This is a genomic window from Bradyrhizobium sp. CCGUVB23 (genome assembly GCF_024199885.1).
Taxonomy (GTDB): Bacteria; Pseudomonadota; Alphaproteobacteria; order Rhizobiales; family Xanthobacteraceae; genus Bradyrhizobium.
Genome location: NZ_JANADQ010000001.1, coordinates 7,636,484 through 7,651,611 on the forward strand (window position 1 = coordinate 7,636,484; position 15,128 = coordinate 7,651,611).

Consider the following 15,128-nt stretch of genomic DNA (forward strand, 5'->3'; position numbering starts at 1 on the left):
AGTTACACCACGAGCGAGACCTTGCCGAACTGTGCCCCGGATGAGAGGCGCGCGAGGGCCGAAGGAGCGTCCGCCATCTTGAAGGAGGAATCGATCACCGGCCTGACCAGGCCGCGATTGAACACATCGAGCAGTTGTCGGAATTCACCGACGCTGCCGCCGGTCGAGCCATAGATCTCGAGCTGGCGGATGAAGACACGTTGCAGATCGGCCGGTGGATTGGAGCCTGTGGTGGCACCACAGGTCACCAGGCGGCCGCCGCGGCGCAGGGAACGCAGCGATTCACCCCAGCTGGCTTCGCCGACGCTGTCGATCACCATGTCGACACCCCCGCCGCTCATCTGCTGGATGGCGGCCGACACCTTGTCGCGCCAATAGTTGATGCCGCCATCCGCGCCCAGCGCAATGGCCTTCGCGATCTTCTGGTCGCTGGAGGAGGTGACGAAGACGCGGGCGCCCGCGAGTTTTGCGAGTTGCAGGCAGGCGACCGCGACGCCACCACCGATGCCGACGATCATGACGCTTTCGCCGGGTTGCAGCGCGCGCTTGCCGAACAGCATCCGCCAGGCGGTGAGATGGCCGGTCATCAGGGCGCCCGCGGCGACCAGATCCGCATCGTCGGGGAGAGGGAAGAAGCACGTGCTGGGCATCGCGATGTAGTCGGCAAAACCGCCATCGCGATGCTCGCCCATGATCTTGACGTTTTCGCAGAGCGGCTGGTCGCCGGCCAGGCAGTAGCGACACCTGCCGCAAAACGCTTCGGAGAACAGCACTGCCTTCATGCCCGGCTTCAGTCCGCTGCCGGGTGCGGCCTCGACAACCTCGCCGGCGGCCTCGACGCCCATCACTTGCGGCAAAGTGTGGGTGATGCCGCTGCCATTGTCGCGCATATAGAGATCGACGCGGTTGACCGACGCTGCCGCGACCTTCAGCACGGATTCGCCGGCGGCCGGCACCGGATCGGGGAAATCGCGCCAGACCACGCCGTCCACGCCGCGTCGTTCCAGGACTGCTGCTTTCATGATTGCCTCCTTGCTTTCCTGCCGCGCCGCAAGGCCGCACAGGAAGTAATGCACTAGATCACGAAACGTCGAATGCGGCGCGTCTCCGATCGCGAATACCGCCCATTTTAGGGTTGCAGTTGATTTTGAATATAATACACTAGCGAACTAATATGCCGTCAAGTGCATCGATCAATCGTCATGGAGGCTACGTCATGAGCGAGCATCGTTTCGATCCCGTGGCGCATGCGCGTGCGATGCGCGCCAGCGGTTTCTGGGTCGACAAGAGTTTCGACGAGTTCCTGCAGCAGACGATCGCTGCCACGCCCGACAAGCTCGCCTTGATGGCCGATCGTGCCGATCGCGATACGCCAAAGCGCTTGAGCTATACGGAACTCGGCGATCTGATCTCGCGCGCTGCCGCATCCCTGCGTCGTCTCAGCGTCGGTCCCGGCGATGTCGTCTCGGTGCAGTTGCCGAACTGGTGGGAATTCGCGGTCATTGCGCTCGCGGCGTTCCGGGTCGGCGCGGTGGTCAATCCCCTGATGCCGATCTTCCGTGAGCATGAGCTGAGCTACATGCTCGGCTTTGCCGAGACCAGGTTGCTGGTGGTGCCCAAACTGTTCCGCGGTTTCGATCACGAGGTCATGGCGCGTTCGCTGCAGCCGAATCTGCCGAAACTCGCCCATGTCATCGTCGTCGACGGCGAGGGGGCAAGCGGCTTCGATCAGGTATTGCTGTCGGGCAGCGAGCGGCTCGGCCCGCCGCCGGCCGGCGAAATCGGCGCGCTGCCGGCGGATCGGATGGCCGTGCTGATGTTCACCTCGGGAACCACCGGTTCGCCGAAGGGCGTCATGCATTGCCTCAACACGCTGATGGGCTGCTGCATCGGACTTGGCGGCCGCTTCCGCCTCGATGCCGCCGACACGATGCTGGTCTGCTCGCCACTCGGCCACATGACCGGCTTTGCCGCGGGCATGCTGCTCGGCCTGAAGATCGGCGCCACCGTGATTTTCCAGGACATCTGGGAGCCCAAGCGCGGCGTCTCGATCATGGCCAAGGAGGGCGTCACCTATTCGGCCGGCGCCGCGACGTTCCTGGCCGATATGTGTGAGGCCGTCGCGGCGGGCGCGGCGAAACCGGCCGAGCTGCGCAAGTTTCTCTGCGCGGGTGCCCCGATCCCGCCGGCATTGATCGATCGCGCCTATCGGGAGCTGGATCTCAAGGTGTGCTCGCTGTGGGGCATGACGGAGTCGCTCGCGAGCACGCTGACCGAGCCCGAGCGCGCACTGGAAAAATCTTCGAAGACCGACGGGCGTCCGGTCGAAGGCGTCGCGGTCAAGGTGTTGCGCATGGATGGCTCTCCGGCTGTGGTCGGAGAGCGCGGGCTGCTCAAGGTCCGCGGTGCGCAGATGTTCCTCGGCTACTACAAGCGGGAGGACATGGAGCCGTTCGACGCCGACGGTTGGTTCGATACCGGCGACATGGCTTACATGGACGACGAGGGCTACATCCGGATCGACGGCCGTATCAAGGATATCATCATTCGCGGCGGGGAAAACGTTCCCGTCTTCGATATCGAAAACCTGATGTTCAAGCTGCCTTCCGTGCTCTCCGTCGCCATTGTCGGCTATCCGGATCCGCGGCTCGGGGAGCGGGCCTGCGCATTCGTGGTGCTGCGTCCGGGCATGACGCTCGATCTCGCTACCGTGCAGGCGCACATGGCCGAGCACAAGGTCGCCAAGCAGTATTGGCCGGAGCGCATTGAAATCGTCGCCGACCTGCCGAAGACGCCGGCCGGCAAGGTGCAGAAGTATCAGCTTCGCGAGATCGCCAAGGCGTTCGCCGTGCCGCCTCACAAGGCCAGCGCATGAACCCGCGTCTAAAGGACCGCGTCTGCGTCGTCACGGGCGCAGCGCGTGGCATCGGCTTCGCCATCGCCGAGCGGTTCGGCCAGGAGGGCGGGCGCCTTGCTTGTGTCGATATCAGCGCGCGCCGCCTGGAGCCTGCGGTCGACCGACTGAAAGACATGGGGTTCGATGCGAGAGGTTACGAAGTTGATATCGGGCACCGCGAGGCCGTTCATGCGCTGTTTGCCTGCGTCGAGCGCGAGTTCGATGCGTCGGTGGCCGTGCTCGTCAACAATGCTGTGTTTGCGCGCTTCGAGCCGCTGACGGAGATCACGGTCGACACCGTGGAGCGGATGTTCGCCGTCGGTGTGCATGGCCTGATTTGGGCGACTCGGGCCGTCGTGCCGCAGATGGAGCGGCGCGGCGGCGGCTCGATCGTCAATCTAAGCTCGGTGTCGGCGTTTCATCCGGCCAAGGATTCCATCGCCTATTCAGCGCTGAAAGCCGGCGTGGTTGGACTGTCGCGTGCCTCGGCCATCGAGCTGGCCGCCAAGAAGATCCGCGTCAACGTGATCGCGCCGGGCATGATCGGGACGCCAGCCTCGATCGCGCAGTTCGACCAGGCGACGATCGCGACGCGTCAGGCCGAGATGCCGGCCGGGCGCTTCGGTGCGCCCGAGGAGATCGCGGCGCTCGCGGCGTTCCTCGCGAGCGACGACGCAAGCTACATCCAGGGCGCGGTCATCACCGCCGATGGTGGTTGGACCGTTCCTGCAAAATAGGAGAAGACGCATGAAGCGGCTCGAAGGCAAGCGCGCGGTCGTTACCGGCGGCGGAAGCGGAATCGGCCGCGCCAGCGCCATTCGCTTTGCGCGCGAAGGCGCCTCCGTCCTAGTGGTCGGCCGCGCCGGCAATGCCGAGGAAGCGGCTGCGGAGATCCGGGCCGAGGGCGGAGTCGCGTCCGCCATGATCACGGACGCCGCGGTCGAGGAGAACGTGGCTGCGGTCGTAGCGCGTTGCGTCGCTGAGTTCGGTGGGCTGGAAGTCTTCTTCGCCAATATCGGCGTCACCGGGACCAATACGCCGCTGCTCGAGCAGACGGTGGAGGAATGGTCCGAGGTCTATCGCATCAACACGATCAGTTGCTTCCTCGCCATTAAATACGCCGGCCGTCACATGACTGCGCAGGGATATGGCTCAATCATCCTGACATCATCCGCTGCGTCGCTCCGCGCCAATGCGGGCGCGATCTCCTACAGCGCAAGCAAAGCCGCGGTGAACAATCTGGCGCAGACGGCGGCCAACGCCTTTGCCGGCACCGGCGTCCGCGTCAACGCGGTGCTGCCCGGGCTCGTCGAGACGCAACTGACGCGCAAGGTGTTCGAGGACGCGCGTGCGCGCGGAGTCGAATCCAAGCTCGGTCACGTCACGCCGCTCAAGCGCCCGGGGCGCTCTGAGGAAATCGCGGCGGCAGCGGCATTCCTGGCGAGCGACGATTCATCCTATGTGGACGGTCAGCTGCTGTCCGTCGATGGCGGTGTCAGCAGCACCCATCCCTATGGCCGGATCGCGCTCTAGCAGGGCGGACGGCTCAACAAGAACAAAGACAGGAGAGGCGCCGTGGATTTCGAACTCCCGCAGGAGATCACCGACAAGCTCGCCGAACTCGACGCCTTCATCGAGGCGGAGATCAAGCCGCTCGAACGCGACAACATCAAGTTTTTCGACCACCGTCGCGAGAACGCCCGCACCGATTGGGACAATGACGGCCGTCCCCGCGATGAATGGCGTGCGCTCATCAGCGAGATGGAGCGCCGCGCCGACAAAGCCGGGCATCTGCGCTATGGCCTGCCGAAATCGTGTGGCGGGCAGGCTGCGTCGAATCTCGCGATTGCCGCGATCCGCGAGCATCTCGCTGCCAAGGGATTGGGGCTGCACAACGACCTGCAGGATGAATCGTCGATTGTTGGCAATTTTCCGATCATCCCGGCGCTGGCCGATTACGGGACCGAGGAGCAGAAGACCTATATCGAAGGCATCATCACGGGGAAGAAGCATCTCTCCTTTGGCCTGACCGAGCCCGGCCATGGCAGCGACGCGACCTGGCTCGAGACCACCGGCGAGCGCAACGGAAATCACTGGGTCATCAACGGCCGCAAGCGCTGGAACAGCCAGGTCGCGCGCGCACACGCCAATCTGGTGTTCGCCCGCACCTCAGGCAAGCCGGGCGAGGCCAAGGGCATTACCGCCTTCATCGTGCCGACCGATACGTCCGGCCACAACGTGCTCTACAATCACTGGACTTTCAACATGCCGAGCGATCACGCGGAGACGGAGCTCGTCAACGTGCGCGTGCCCGACAGCGCGATCCTGCACAGGGAAGGTGAGGGGTTCGTCGTCGCCCAGCGCTTCGTGCATGAGAACCGCATCCGCCAGGCGGCGGCCAGCGCCGGTGCCGCGCGCTACTGCATCCAGGAAGCGGTCAAATACGCGAAATCGCGCGTCGCGTTCGGCGAGCCGCTCGCCAAAAAGCAGGCCGTACAGTTCCCGCTCGTCGAGCTCTGGGCCGACTACCAGATGCTGCGCAACTTCATCTTCCGCACCGCATGGCAGATGGATCGCCAGAACCCGCTGACGATCAGCGACATGGTGTCGATCTGTAACTTCCGCGCCAACCGTTTGTGCTGCGAGGCCGCGGACCGTGCCATGCAGGTGCATGGCGGCATGGGCTATAGCCGCGCCATGCCGTTCGAGCACATCTACCGCCATCACCGCCGCTATCGCATTACGGAGGGAACCGAAGAGGTGCAGATGCGCCGCGTGGCACAATATCTGTTCGGCTTCAGCGGCAAAAGCGCGAGCTGATTGCGATGAACGGACAGGCGGGCGACGCGGCTGTGGATTTCGATCTTCGTCGGCTCGACGCATATCTGAGAGACTGGCTCGGCGGAAGCTCCGAGACGCTCGTAACGCGCACCAGCGGAGGAATGTCGAACCCGACCTATTTCGTGACCTGCGGCGATTGGCAGGCGGTTCTGCGCAAGCAGCCGAACAACGTGCTGATGCCGTCGGCTCACGCGATCGACCGCGAGTATCGAGTCCTCACGGCCTTGCAAAACAGCGCTGTGCCGACGCCGAAACCCTACCGCTACTGCGAGGATCGCGAGGTGCTGGGCACGCCGTTCTATCTCATGGAATGGCTGAAAGGGCGGGTTATCTACGACTACGCGCTACCCGGGCTCGCGCCGGAAGAGCGCGCGGCCTGCTATCGGTCAATGGGTGAAACGTTGGCTGCGCTGCACCGGTTGGACTACAGCGCGGTCGGGCTCGGTGATTTCGGCAAGCCCGGAAACTATTTTGCCCGCCAGCTCAATCGCTGGTCAAAGTTGTGGGGCGAGTACCGCCGCGGTGATGACGACAATCCGGCACTCGACCGGATGGTGCGCTGGCTGTCAGAGCGTGTGCCCGAAAGCGACAGCCTTGCGCTTTGCCATGGTGACTTCCGGATGGCGAATCTTGTGTTTCATCCGACCGAACCGCACGTGATTGGTGTGCTCGATTGGGAGCTGTCGACCCTCGGCCACCCGCTGGTCGATCTCGCGTTCAACACGCAGGCGTGGCGCATGGCACCTGACGAGAACGGAGGCTTGCTCGGTCTGCCGCTCGATCGGATGGGGATACCGAGCGAGCAAGGCTATCTCGTCCGCTACTACGACGACGCGGCAGCGACCGAACGGCTGACGGCGTTTCACCAGGTCTTCGCGATGTTCCGCGGTGCGGTCGGTAGCGCCGGCGTCGCGGCTCGCGGCGAACTCGGCAACAACACGCTACCTGATGCCGCGAATGTGGGGCGCCGGCTCGCGCGTGCCTATGCGACGCGGGGAATGGCCTTGATCGAGGGCGAGCCATGAGCATGCCGGAACGACCGTCGATGAGCGTCGATGAAGCGATCCGCCGGCGTCGATCCGTGCGCGGTTTCCTTCCGTGCGAGGTGCCCGATGCGATCCTTCGCGAGGTCTTCAAGTTGGCACAGTGCGCGCCCTCGAATTGCAATGTACAGCCCTGGATGCCGCATGTGGTGTCGGGGGAGAAGCTCAGGCGCCTTCGCGAGGCGCTTGTCGCGGCAGGGATGCGCGACGAGCCGATCAAGCCGGATTGGCCAGCCGACGGCAAGTTCACCGGAATCTATCGGGAACGGCAGGTCGGTGCGGCGCAGGCTCTCTATGGCGCGATGGGCGTTGCGCGGAGCGATACGGTGGGGCGCAAGTTCGCGTATATCCGCAACCATGCGTTCTTCGACGAGCCTCATGCCGTGTTCATTTTCATGCCGGAGCCGTTCGATACACGCGAGGCGACCGACATCGGCATGTATGCGCAAACCCTCATGCTGGCGCTGACCGCGCGTGGGATCGCCTCCTGCGCGCAGGGCGCGCTCGGTCTGTTTCCTGACATTGTTCGCGAACAGCTCGGCATTTCTCCCAGTTACAGGCTGCTGTTCGGTATCTCGTTTGGCTATGAGGATCATGGCGTCAAGGCCAACTCTGCGCGGGTCGATCGGGCTGCGATCGATGACGTCGTGCGCTTTCACCGCTGAGGCCGAGTGGCCGATACCCGAAGAGGAGAGTTCGTCTTGACTGGACCTTTGGAGGGCTTTCGTGTGATCGAGATGGGCGGTATCGGGCCGGCACCTTTTGCAGGCGCGCTGCTCGGCGACCTCGGAGCGGACGTTGTGCGCATCGATCGGATCGCAAAGCCGGGCGCCGAGCCGGATCTGCCGGCCCAGTTTGACTTCTACAATCGGAACAAGCGCTCGGTCGCACTCGATCTCAAGCAGCCGCTCGCCATCGCGGCGGTTCTGAAACTCGCCGCGCAGGCAGATGCGCTGATCGAGGGGTTCCGTCCGACGGTGATGGAACGGCTGGGGCTCGGACCCGAGGTCTGCCGCGTCGCCAATCCGCGTCTGGTCTATGCACGCATGACGGGGTGGGGGCAGGAGGGCCCGCTCGCGCAGGAAGCGGGGCACGACATCAACTATCTCGCGCTGACCGGGGCGCTGCATTGCCTCGGTGAGGCCGATCGACCGCCTCCGCCTCCGCTCAATCTCGTCGCTGACCTCGGTGGGGGAGCACTCTATCTCGTCGTGGGGTTGCTCTCGGCAGCCATGGAGGCGCGGCGATCGGGGCAGGGGCAGAACGTGGATGTCGCCATGATCGATGGCGTGACGCATCTGATGTCGGCGTTTCAAGCCTTTCGTCAGCAGGGAAGCTGGACCCGGCGGCGGGCGGACAACATCGTCGATGGCGGTGCGCCATTCTACCGCACGTATGCGACCAAGGACGGCAAGTTCGTCGCGGTGGGGGCGATCGAACCGCAGTTCTACGCCAATTTGCTAAAGGTGGTTGGGCTTAACGGGAGCGAGCTCCCGGGTCAGAACGATCGCTCGTCATGGCCGGCGATGCGCGAACGCTTCGCGAAGATATTCACCGAACGAACCCGAGACGAATGGGTTGCCCTCGCCATGGGGCGAGACGCCTGTCTCGCGCCGGTCTTGACGATCGACGAAGCGCCATCGCATCCGCAGATGAAGGCGCGGAACGTCTATGAGGCGTTCGACGGCGTGCGCCATCCGAGCCCGGCGCCGCGCTTTTCCCGCACGCCATCCGACCTCCACCGGGCGCCACCTGCGCCGGGGCGCGATAGTCGGGGCGCACTCGCCGATTGGGGCTTTCCGCCGGACGAGATTGATGCGCTCCAGGCAATGGGTGCGATGGCGAACGCCTGACGGCGGTCGCCATCACCGCTTCGTGCTACTCAGCCGAGATGGGATCGCCGGACAGTGCCCAGCTCGTTCCGTCGAACTTGGCGATGCGGAGGATCTTGAACGGCGTGTAGTCGCCAGGCGCCGTGCTGATCGAGACCCCGGGGAGCATCAGGGGCATCCGCGCGCCCTGGAGCGACGTCGCTTGGCGGACTAAGTTTTCCCGGGTCAGCTCGTCTCCACATTTCCTCAGCACTGCGGTGAGGGCGTTGACGTTCATGTAGGCGACCAGCACGGAGTAGTCGTCGGGATTGGCTGAAGAGGCATACTTCTTCAGAAATCCTTTGTAGGTCTTCATCTCCTCGTCGTCCGCCCAGGCGGGATCGCCCGGCTGCTTGAGGAATTGCGTGGTGACCAATCCCTTTGATGCATCAAGGCCGGCCGGCTTCAGGACGGTCTCGACCGACGCCGTTGAGCCGCCGATGACGTGGAGCGGGTTCCAGTTGAGCTCATGCACCTTGCGGATGGATTGAGCCGCAGCCTTGGCCGAGGACTGTTCGATCAGCGTGTCGATGCCGGCCGCCTTGAGCTGGACGATCTGGGAATCGATCGTTGGATCCGCCAGTTCATAAGAAGCTTCGATGACGATCTGCGACGCTTTCGGCCCGAGGCCGGCGCGCAGCCCTTTGACATAGTCCCGCCCGAAGTCGTCATTCTGGAACAGGACACCGATCTTTGCGTCCGGCTTGGCATTGAGAATGTACTTTGCGATGACGCGGCCTTCGGTCTCGAAGTCCGGATAGAGCGGCACGGTCCACGGGAATGCCTTCGGATCGTTGAAGCGACGTCCGCCGGCGGTGATGAAGAGCTGCGGCACCTGCTTCGAGTTCAGATATTTCTGGATGGCGACATTCGGAACCGTGCCGATGGTGCCGACCTCGGCGAGAACGCCGACGTCCTCGATGAGCTTGCGCGACTGCTCGACCGCCTTTGGCGCGCTGTAGGCATTGTCCAGCTGGGTGAAGTTGATCTTGCGCCCGTTGATGCCGCCCTGTTCGTTGATCATCTCGAAATAGCCGACGACCGCGCGTCCTGCGCCGGCGCCGAAAGCCGACGCCGGACCGCTGAGCGGGGTCGACTGCCCGAGCTTGATTTCGGTATCGCTGGCTCCGGGTCCATAGGCCTTCTGCGCATGGACGGGCGCAGAAGCAAGGGCCGCTGCTGCAGCAATTATGCATAGAATTCGGTCGGTGCTACCGTTCAAAACGTTCCTCCAATGTTACTTGTTGTCGTTGCTATCGCAGAAGCTCGCGGGCAATGACCATCCTCTGGATCTGGTTGGTGCCCTCGAAGATCTGCGTCAGCTTGGCGTCGCGCATCATGCGTTCGACCGGATAGTCCATCGTGTAGCCATAGCCGCCAAAGATCTGCACGGCGTCGGTCGTGACCTTCATGGCCATGTCGCTGCCGATGCACTTGGCCATGCTGGCAAGGACGTTTAGGCGCTTCCAGTCGCCGGCGTCACCGGCGCGCGCGCATTCATAGACGAGTGCACGTGCGGCCTCGATCTGCATCGCCATGTCGGCCAGCATGAACTGCACGCCCTGAAACTCGGAGATCGACTTCTTGAACTGCTTGCGTTCCTTCGCGTAAGCAACGCATACGTCGAGCGCACCTTGAGCCAGTCCGACCGACTGAGCACCTATGGTGGGACGGTTGAGGTCGAGGGCGCGCATCGACGCGCGAAAACCCTTGCCTTCCTCACCGACGAGATTTTCGAGCGGCACCCGGACGTTGTCGAAGAAGATCGGCGTGTTCGGTGCACCGCGAAAGCCCATCTTGCGCTCGTGCCGGCCGAAGGTGATTCCCTCCATGTTCTTCGGTTCGACGATGAAGGCGCTGATGCCGTCCGCACCGGGACTGTCGCTCGTTCGCGCCATCACGACGATGTAGTCGGCTGCCACTCCGTAGCTGCACCATTGCTTCCGGCCGTTCAGGACATAGCAATCGCCGTCCTTCCTCGCGCGCGTGTTGATCGCCGTCACGTCGGAGCCGGCTTGCGGCTCGGAAATCGCGATCGCGGTCACGATGCCGCCTTTCGCAATGATGGGCAGGTATTTCTTCCGCTGCTCTTCGGAGCCGAAGTGGAGCAACGGCATGATGAACATCGTGTTCAGCGCCGCGATAGACGCGCAAGCGGGGGAGAATCTCGATATTTCCTCCCGCGCAATGCAAGCCATGGTCAGATTGCCGTTCGGTCCGCCATATTGTTCGGGGACCCAGAGCTGCATCAGCCCCATCTCGCCGAAGAGCTTTACGAGCTCCAGCGGAAAGCGATCGGTCTCGTCGATCTCGGCTGCGATCGGCGCCACATGCTTGGTGGCCATTTTTCGAATGTTGTCGCGAAAGGCGATCTGCTCCTCAGTGAAGCTCATGGACGTCTCCGATATTTTTTCATTGGGAAGCCAAAAAGGTCTTCCATTTAATGGGTGATCCATTTAATAATTCACTGCATGTCACCCAAGTCAAGCCCCCATGCGCCCGTCAGCCCCCGTCGCCCTTCGCTCAAGCGGCGGGAGCGGACGTCCGATCTCCGTGCCGCCGGCGCGTCCGCGCCATTGATGTTTCGGCCCATTCACACCCGTCGTGCATTTGAGGAGATCTGCGAGCGCATTCGCGAGCAGCTGGCGCTAGGCGTGCTCAAGCCCGGCGACAAGCTGCCGCCCGAGCGGGATCTCGCGCAGCAGCTCGGGGTCAGCCGCAACGTCCTCCGGGAGGCCTTGCGCAGCCTGGAGATGGCGGGCGTGCTTCGGCTCCAGAAGGGCGTCAAGGGAGGTGCTTTCGTTCAGGCCGGCGACACCAGCCGCATGAACGTCGTGATGCAGGACATGCTGAGCCTCGGCACGATCTCGGTGCGTGAATTGTCGGAAGCGCGTATCCACGTTCTGGATCTCGTCGTGCGGCTTGCATGCGCGAACGCGCGACAGGCCGATTTCGCGGCGCTTGAAGCCAACATTGACCGCACCGATATCGCGACCCGGGAGGGTCGCTTGCTGGACCGTGTCGAATGTTCGCGCGAGTTTTACAAAATCCTTGCTGCGGCGACGGGGAACAGGGTGATCTCTATGATCGTGGATTCCGTCACGGAAATTCATATGCGTTTCGTCTACGCAAAGGTCGCATCGAGCGGCGTTGCAATGGCGCGGCTTTCCGAGCGGCGCCGGCAATTTCTCGCGGCGCTGCGCGAGCGGAATGTTGCGTCCGCGATCAGGGTGATGCGCAGCCATCTGGAAGCGGTGCAACGGATGCTGGAGCAGGATCCGGGAGCGATGTCGCTTCAGGTGGCGCTGGCGGAGATGCAGCCAGGTATGAGGCGGTAGCCGATCTGGTGTGTCGCTGGTCACGCGGGGGCACTGCCAAAGCAAGAAAATGAATGGAGGAAAACATGTCCCGATACGCCAGGTATGAGTGCTTGACCGTCGATGTCGCCGACAAGGTCGCGACTGTAACCCTGAACCGGCCCCAGGCGCGCAACGCGATCAATCAGAAACTGATCCGTGAGCTTCGCACGATCTGGGACGATCTCGCCGACGATCATGCCGTCAACGTCGTCGTGCTGACCGGCGCCGGCGAGTTCTTCAGCGTCGGCGGCGACGTCAAGGCGATGTCCGAGCGGCCGGGCGGCGATGTGCTGGAGGAGGGCGAGGTCCACGACCCCATGATCAGCCGCCGCGGGGTGACGCGCCAGCTCGAGCTCGACAAGCCAATCATCGCGGCCATCAACGGCGATGCCATCGGCCTTGCCGCGACGCATGCACTGCTCTGCGATATCACCGTCATGGCGGAAGATGCGCGCATCGGCGACACGCATGTCTCGCGGGTCGGCCTGGTGGCTGGAGACGGTGGCACTGTTATCTGGCCGTTGCTTGTCGGCATCAACAAGGCCAAGGAATTCCTCATTCGCGGGACCCTGTTGAGGGGCAAGGAAGCGGAGCGGATCGGCCTCGTCAATCATGTCGCACCCCGGGCAGAGGTTCTGGCGAAGGCCCGGGAAATCGCGATCGAGCTCGCAAACGGTCCCACCTGGGCCATTCGCTGGACCAAGCTGTCGATCAATCAGATCGTCAAGGACCGGGTGAATATGCTGCTCGAGGCCTCGATGGCGCTCGAGCAGGTGACATTCGAAACCTCCGACCACAAGGAGGCGACGATGTCGTTCAAGGAGAAGCGCAAGCCCAGGTTTGGCCAAGAGTCCGGCCACGGCTAGTCCGTCATGGACGCGGCCGAGCTCCCGAACGAAGAGATCAGGCAGATGCTCCGGGATTCCCTTCGCGGGTTTCTCGGCGAGCAGTGGAATGCCGACTGCGTCAGGCATGGCCCTTCGCCGCAGGACGTTGCGGCGATATGGACCAGACTGGTCGGGCAGGGCGTCGGCAGTCTCGGCTCTGACCCACAGGAAGGGGGCCTGCGCGAGGTTGCGGTGGTGCTCGCCGAACTCGGGCGCGCGGCGTGCCCGGCTCCGATGTGGTCGGCTGCGCTCGCCAATTTCGCGCTCTCAACCGCGAAGTCCGAGGTAGCAATTGATTGTCTGAGCAGACTGCACGCGGGTTCGGCCCGGCTCGCCGTTTCGTTCGGGGTGCTCGATCCAGACCCGGGCGCGGGCGCGATGCGGGTTCGGGATGGCCGTGCGGACGGATTACTTCGTCTCGTGGAGGCCGCGGAAAGCTGCACGCATCTGCTTGTCGCCATCGACCGGTCGGTTCTTGGCCTTGTGGCGGTGGATGCTGCGGGCGTGGCCGTCGTCCCGACGCGTGCCATGGGCGCCTGGGGTTTTTGTGAAGTCCGCCTCAGTTCGGCGCCAGTCACCCTCATCGCACTGGAGGGTGGCGTTCTCGACGATCTCCTGCTCAGGGGAAAGCTGGCGCTGATGGCGCGGGCGCTTGGTGCCGCCCGGCGCGCGTTTGAGTTGGCGACGGACTACGCCAAGGAGCGGCATCAGTTTGGCCAGCCGATCGGAAGGTTCCAGGCCATCCAGCATAAGCTCGCCAATGGCTTCATCGCCCTCGAAGGGGTGCGGCTGATCGTCGACCATGCGGCAAGGCTCCACGATATCGACGACCGCGATTGGCGCTACTTCGCCAACTCTGCCGTCGCCTTCGCAAGCGATGCCTTGCGGCGGGTCTCGCTCGAGACGCATCACGCATTCGGAGCGATCGGTTATGCCGACGAGCACGAGGCGCCGTTGCACTTCAAACGGGTGCATCTCGACACGATCATGCTGGGTGGAGCGTCGCCTGCGAAGCGGTCGCTGGCGTCCTCCTTGCTGGATCCCGGCAGTTCGGGCCTGCCTGAATACGATCTCGGCGCCGCCGGCAACGCGCTGCGCGAGCAGGTGAGGGGATGGCTTGGTCGGCATTGGTCGGGGGACCGGAAAGCGGAATTCGATCGCAAGCCTTTCGCCAAACGGGAGTTCGACGCCGACTTCGCGCGCCATATCGGCAAGACGGGCTGGATCGGTCTCGGCTGGCCCCGGGAGTTCGGCGGCCAGGCACGCTCGCCGCTCGAGCAGATCGCTCTCATGGAGACGATGGAGCGGGGCGAAGCGCCGCGCATCGGTGCTGCGATCCAGGCCAATGCCCTGATGATGTTCGGGACGCCCGAACAGCAGCGGCGATATCTGCCCGAAATTCTTCGCGGCGAAGCCATGCACGGGATGGGGTACAGCGAACCGCAAGCGGGCTCGGACCTCGCGGCGCTGCGCACCAGCGCGGTGCGCGACGGCGATTACTGGGTGATCAACGGTCAGAAGATCTGGACCACGACGTGGTGGGGCAAGTACATGTTCCTCGCCGCCCGCACGGACAAGGACGCCAAGACGCCGCACGCCGGCATCAGCATGTTCATCGTGCCCATGAACGCCGAGGGAGTGACGATCCGGCCGGCGATCACGATGTATGACGGCTCCTTCGCCAATATCTTCTACGATAACGTCCGCATTCCCCTGGAGAACATTGTCGGCGAGGTCAATGGCGGCTGGAAAGTCCTGACCGGCGCGCTCGCGTTCGAGCGCGGTCTGGTCGGCGGAGGCATCGTCCTGAAAGTTGCTCATGCGTTCGAGCAGTTGCGCCGGCACGTCATGGAGAGGGACGGTGCGGGATCAGCGCTGTGCGACGATCCCATTGTCCGCGACAGGATGGCGACACTTGCGGCCGAGATCGAGATCGGGCGTCAACTGATGATGCACTGCGCCGAGCTTGCGGCAGACGGCGTGACGCCGCCGGAATACGGCGCGATCAGCAAGGTATTTTCGGGAGAATTGATGGAGCGCTTCGGCGAAGCGGCGCTCGACATTCTCGGCATGCGCGCGGCCCTGTCGGAGCAGATGCCCGGTGCGATCGATAGCGGCCGCTTCGAGCAGAACCTGCGTCACTCGCTGATGTGGGTCATCAGTATCGGCACCAACGAAATCCAGCGCAGTCTCATTGCGCAACGGGCACTCGGGCTGCCCAGATAGGAGTG

At 63.7% G+C, this 15,128-nt stretch carries 13 protein-coding genes; 10 read left to right on the plus strand and 3 right to left on the minus strand.

Annotation, left to right across the window (positions count from 1 at the left end; translation table 11 throughout):
* Nucleotides 1-2 precede the first annotated feature (2 nt).
* The gene (locus tag NLN62_RS35530) at nucleotides 3-1,022 is read right to left on the minus strand and encodes a zinc-binding dehydrogenase (RefSeq protein WP_254111881.1); all 1,020 of its coding nucleotides are present in this window, start codon (nucleotides 1,020-1,022) and stop codon (nucleotides 3-5) included.
* A 194-nt stretch (nucleotides 1,023-1,216) separates the two neighbouring features.
* Here NLN62_RS35530 and NLN62_RS35535 point away from each other — a divergent pair, with 194 nt between their 5' ends.
* Genes NLN62_RS35535 through NLN62_RS35565 form a run of 7 tightly spaced genes read left to right on the plus strand, consistent with a single transcriptional unit; the run spans nucleotide 1,217 to nucleotide 8,633 of the window.
* Nucleotides 1,217-2,875, plus strand: a complete 1,659-nt coding sequence (locus NLN62_RS35535; protein ID WP_254111882.1) for an AMP-binding protein — start codon at nucleotides 1,217-1,219, stop codon at nucleotides 2,873-2,875.
* On the plus strand, nucleotides 2,872-3,633 hold the full coding sequence (locus NLN62_RS35540; protein ID WP_254111883.1) for an SDR family NAD(P)-dependent oxidoreductase: 762 nt from the start codon (nucleotides 2,872-2,874) through the stop codon (nucleotides 3,631-3,633). The genes NLN62_RS35535 and NLN62_RS35540 overlap by 4 nt, the downstream gene beginning before the upstream one ends.
* Before the next feature lie 10 nt (nucleotides 3,634-3,643).
* Nucleotides 3,644-4,429: an SDR family NAD(P)-dependent oxidoreductase gene (locus NLN62_RS35545; protein WP_254111884.1), complete on the plus strand. Its 786-nt coding sequence runs from the start codon at nucleotides 3,644-3,646 to the stop codon at nucleotides 4,427-4,429.
* 42 nt (nucleotides 4,430-4,471) lie between these two features.
* A complete protein-coding gene (locus NLN62_RS35550; protein WP_254111885.1) occupies nucleotides 4,472-5,716 on the plus strand; it encodes an acyl-CoA dehydrogenase family protein in 1,245 nt (414 codons plus the stop codon).
* A gap of 5 nt (nucleotides 5,717-5,721) precedes the next feature.
* Nucleotides 5,722-6,762 carry a phosphotransferase family protein gene (locus NLN62_RS35555; RefSeq protein WP_254111886.1) on the plus strand — a complete coding sequence of 347 codons (1,041 nt, stop codon included), beginning with the start codon at nucleotides 5,722-5,724 and terminating at the stop codon, nucleotides 6,760-6,762.
* On the plus strand, nucleotides 6,759-7,445 hold the full coding sequence (locus NLN62_RS35560; protein WP_254111887.1) for a nitroreductase: 687 nt from the start codon (nucleotides 6,759-6,761) through the stop codon (nucleotides 7,443-7,445). Before NLN62_RS35555 ends, NLN62_RS35560 begins: the two co-directional genes overlap by 4 nt.
* 36 nt (nucleotides 7,446-7,481) lie before the next feature.
* Nucleotides 7,482-8,633 carry a CaiB/BaiF CoA-transferase family protein gene (locus NLN62_RS35565; protein ID WP_254111888.1) on the plus strand — a complete coding sequence of 384 codons (1,152 nt, stop codon included), beginning with the start codon at nucleotides 7,482-7,484 and terminating at the stop codon, nucleotides 8,631-8,633.
* 25 nt (nucleotides 8,634-8,658) lie between these two features.
* Here the strand turns inward: NLN62_RS35565 and NLN62_RS35570 are convergent, their stop codons facing one another.
* Nucleotides 8,659-9,873, minus strand: a complete 1,215-nt coding sequence (locus NLN62_RS35570; RefSeq protein WP_371933060.1) for an ABC transporter substrate-binding protein — start codon at nucleotides 9,871-9,873, stop codon at nucleotides 8,659-8,661.
* 31 nt (nucleotides 9,874-9,904) lie between these two features.
* On the minus strand, nucleotides 9,905-11,044 hold the full coding sequence (locus NLN62_RS35575) for an acyl-CoA dehydrogenase family protein (RefSeq protein WP_254111889.1): 1,140 nt from the start codon (nucleotides 11,042-11,044) through the stop codon (nucleotides 9,905-9,907).
* Between the two features lie 186 nt (nucleotides 11,045-11,230).
* Here NLN62_RS35575 and NLN62_RS35580 point away from each other — a divergent pair, with 186 nt between their 5' ends.
* The 3 genes from NLN62_RS35580 to NLN62_RS35590 all read left to right on the plus strand — a co-directional run bounded on the left by NLN62_RS35580 (nucleotide 11,231) and on the right by NLN62_RS35590 (nucleotide 15,123).
* Nucleotides 11,231-11,989, plus strand: coding sequence for a FadR/GntR family transcriptional regulator (locus tag NLN62_RS35580; RefSeq protein WP_254111890.1), 759 nt, complete (start codon nucleotides 11,231-11,233; stop codon nucleotides 11,987-11,989).
* Between the two features lie 65 nt (nucleotides 11,990-12,054).
* On the plus strand, nucleotides 12,055-12,876 hold the full coding sequence (locus NLN62_RS35585) for an enoyl-CoA hydratase/isomerase family protein (protein ID WP_254111891.1): 822 nt from the start codon (nucleotides 12,055-12,057) through the stop codon (nucleotides 12,874-12,876).
* Nucleotides 12,877-12,921: 45 nt separating this feature from the next.
* A complete protein-coding gene (locus tag NLN62_RS35590; RefSeq protein ID WP_254111892.1) occupies nucleotides 12,922-15,123 on the plus strand; it encodes an acyl-CoA dehydrogenase in 2,202 nt (733 codons plus the stop codon).
* The last annotated feature ends 5 nt before the right edge of the window (nucleotides 15,124-15,128 follow it).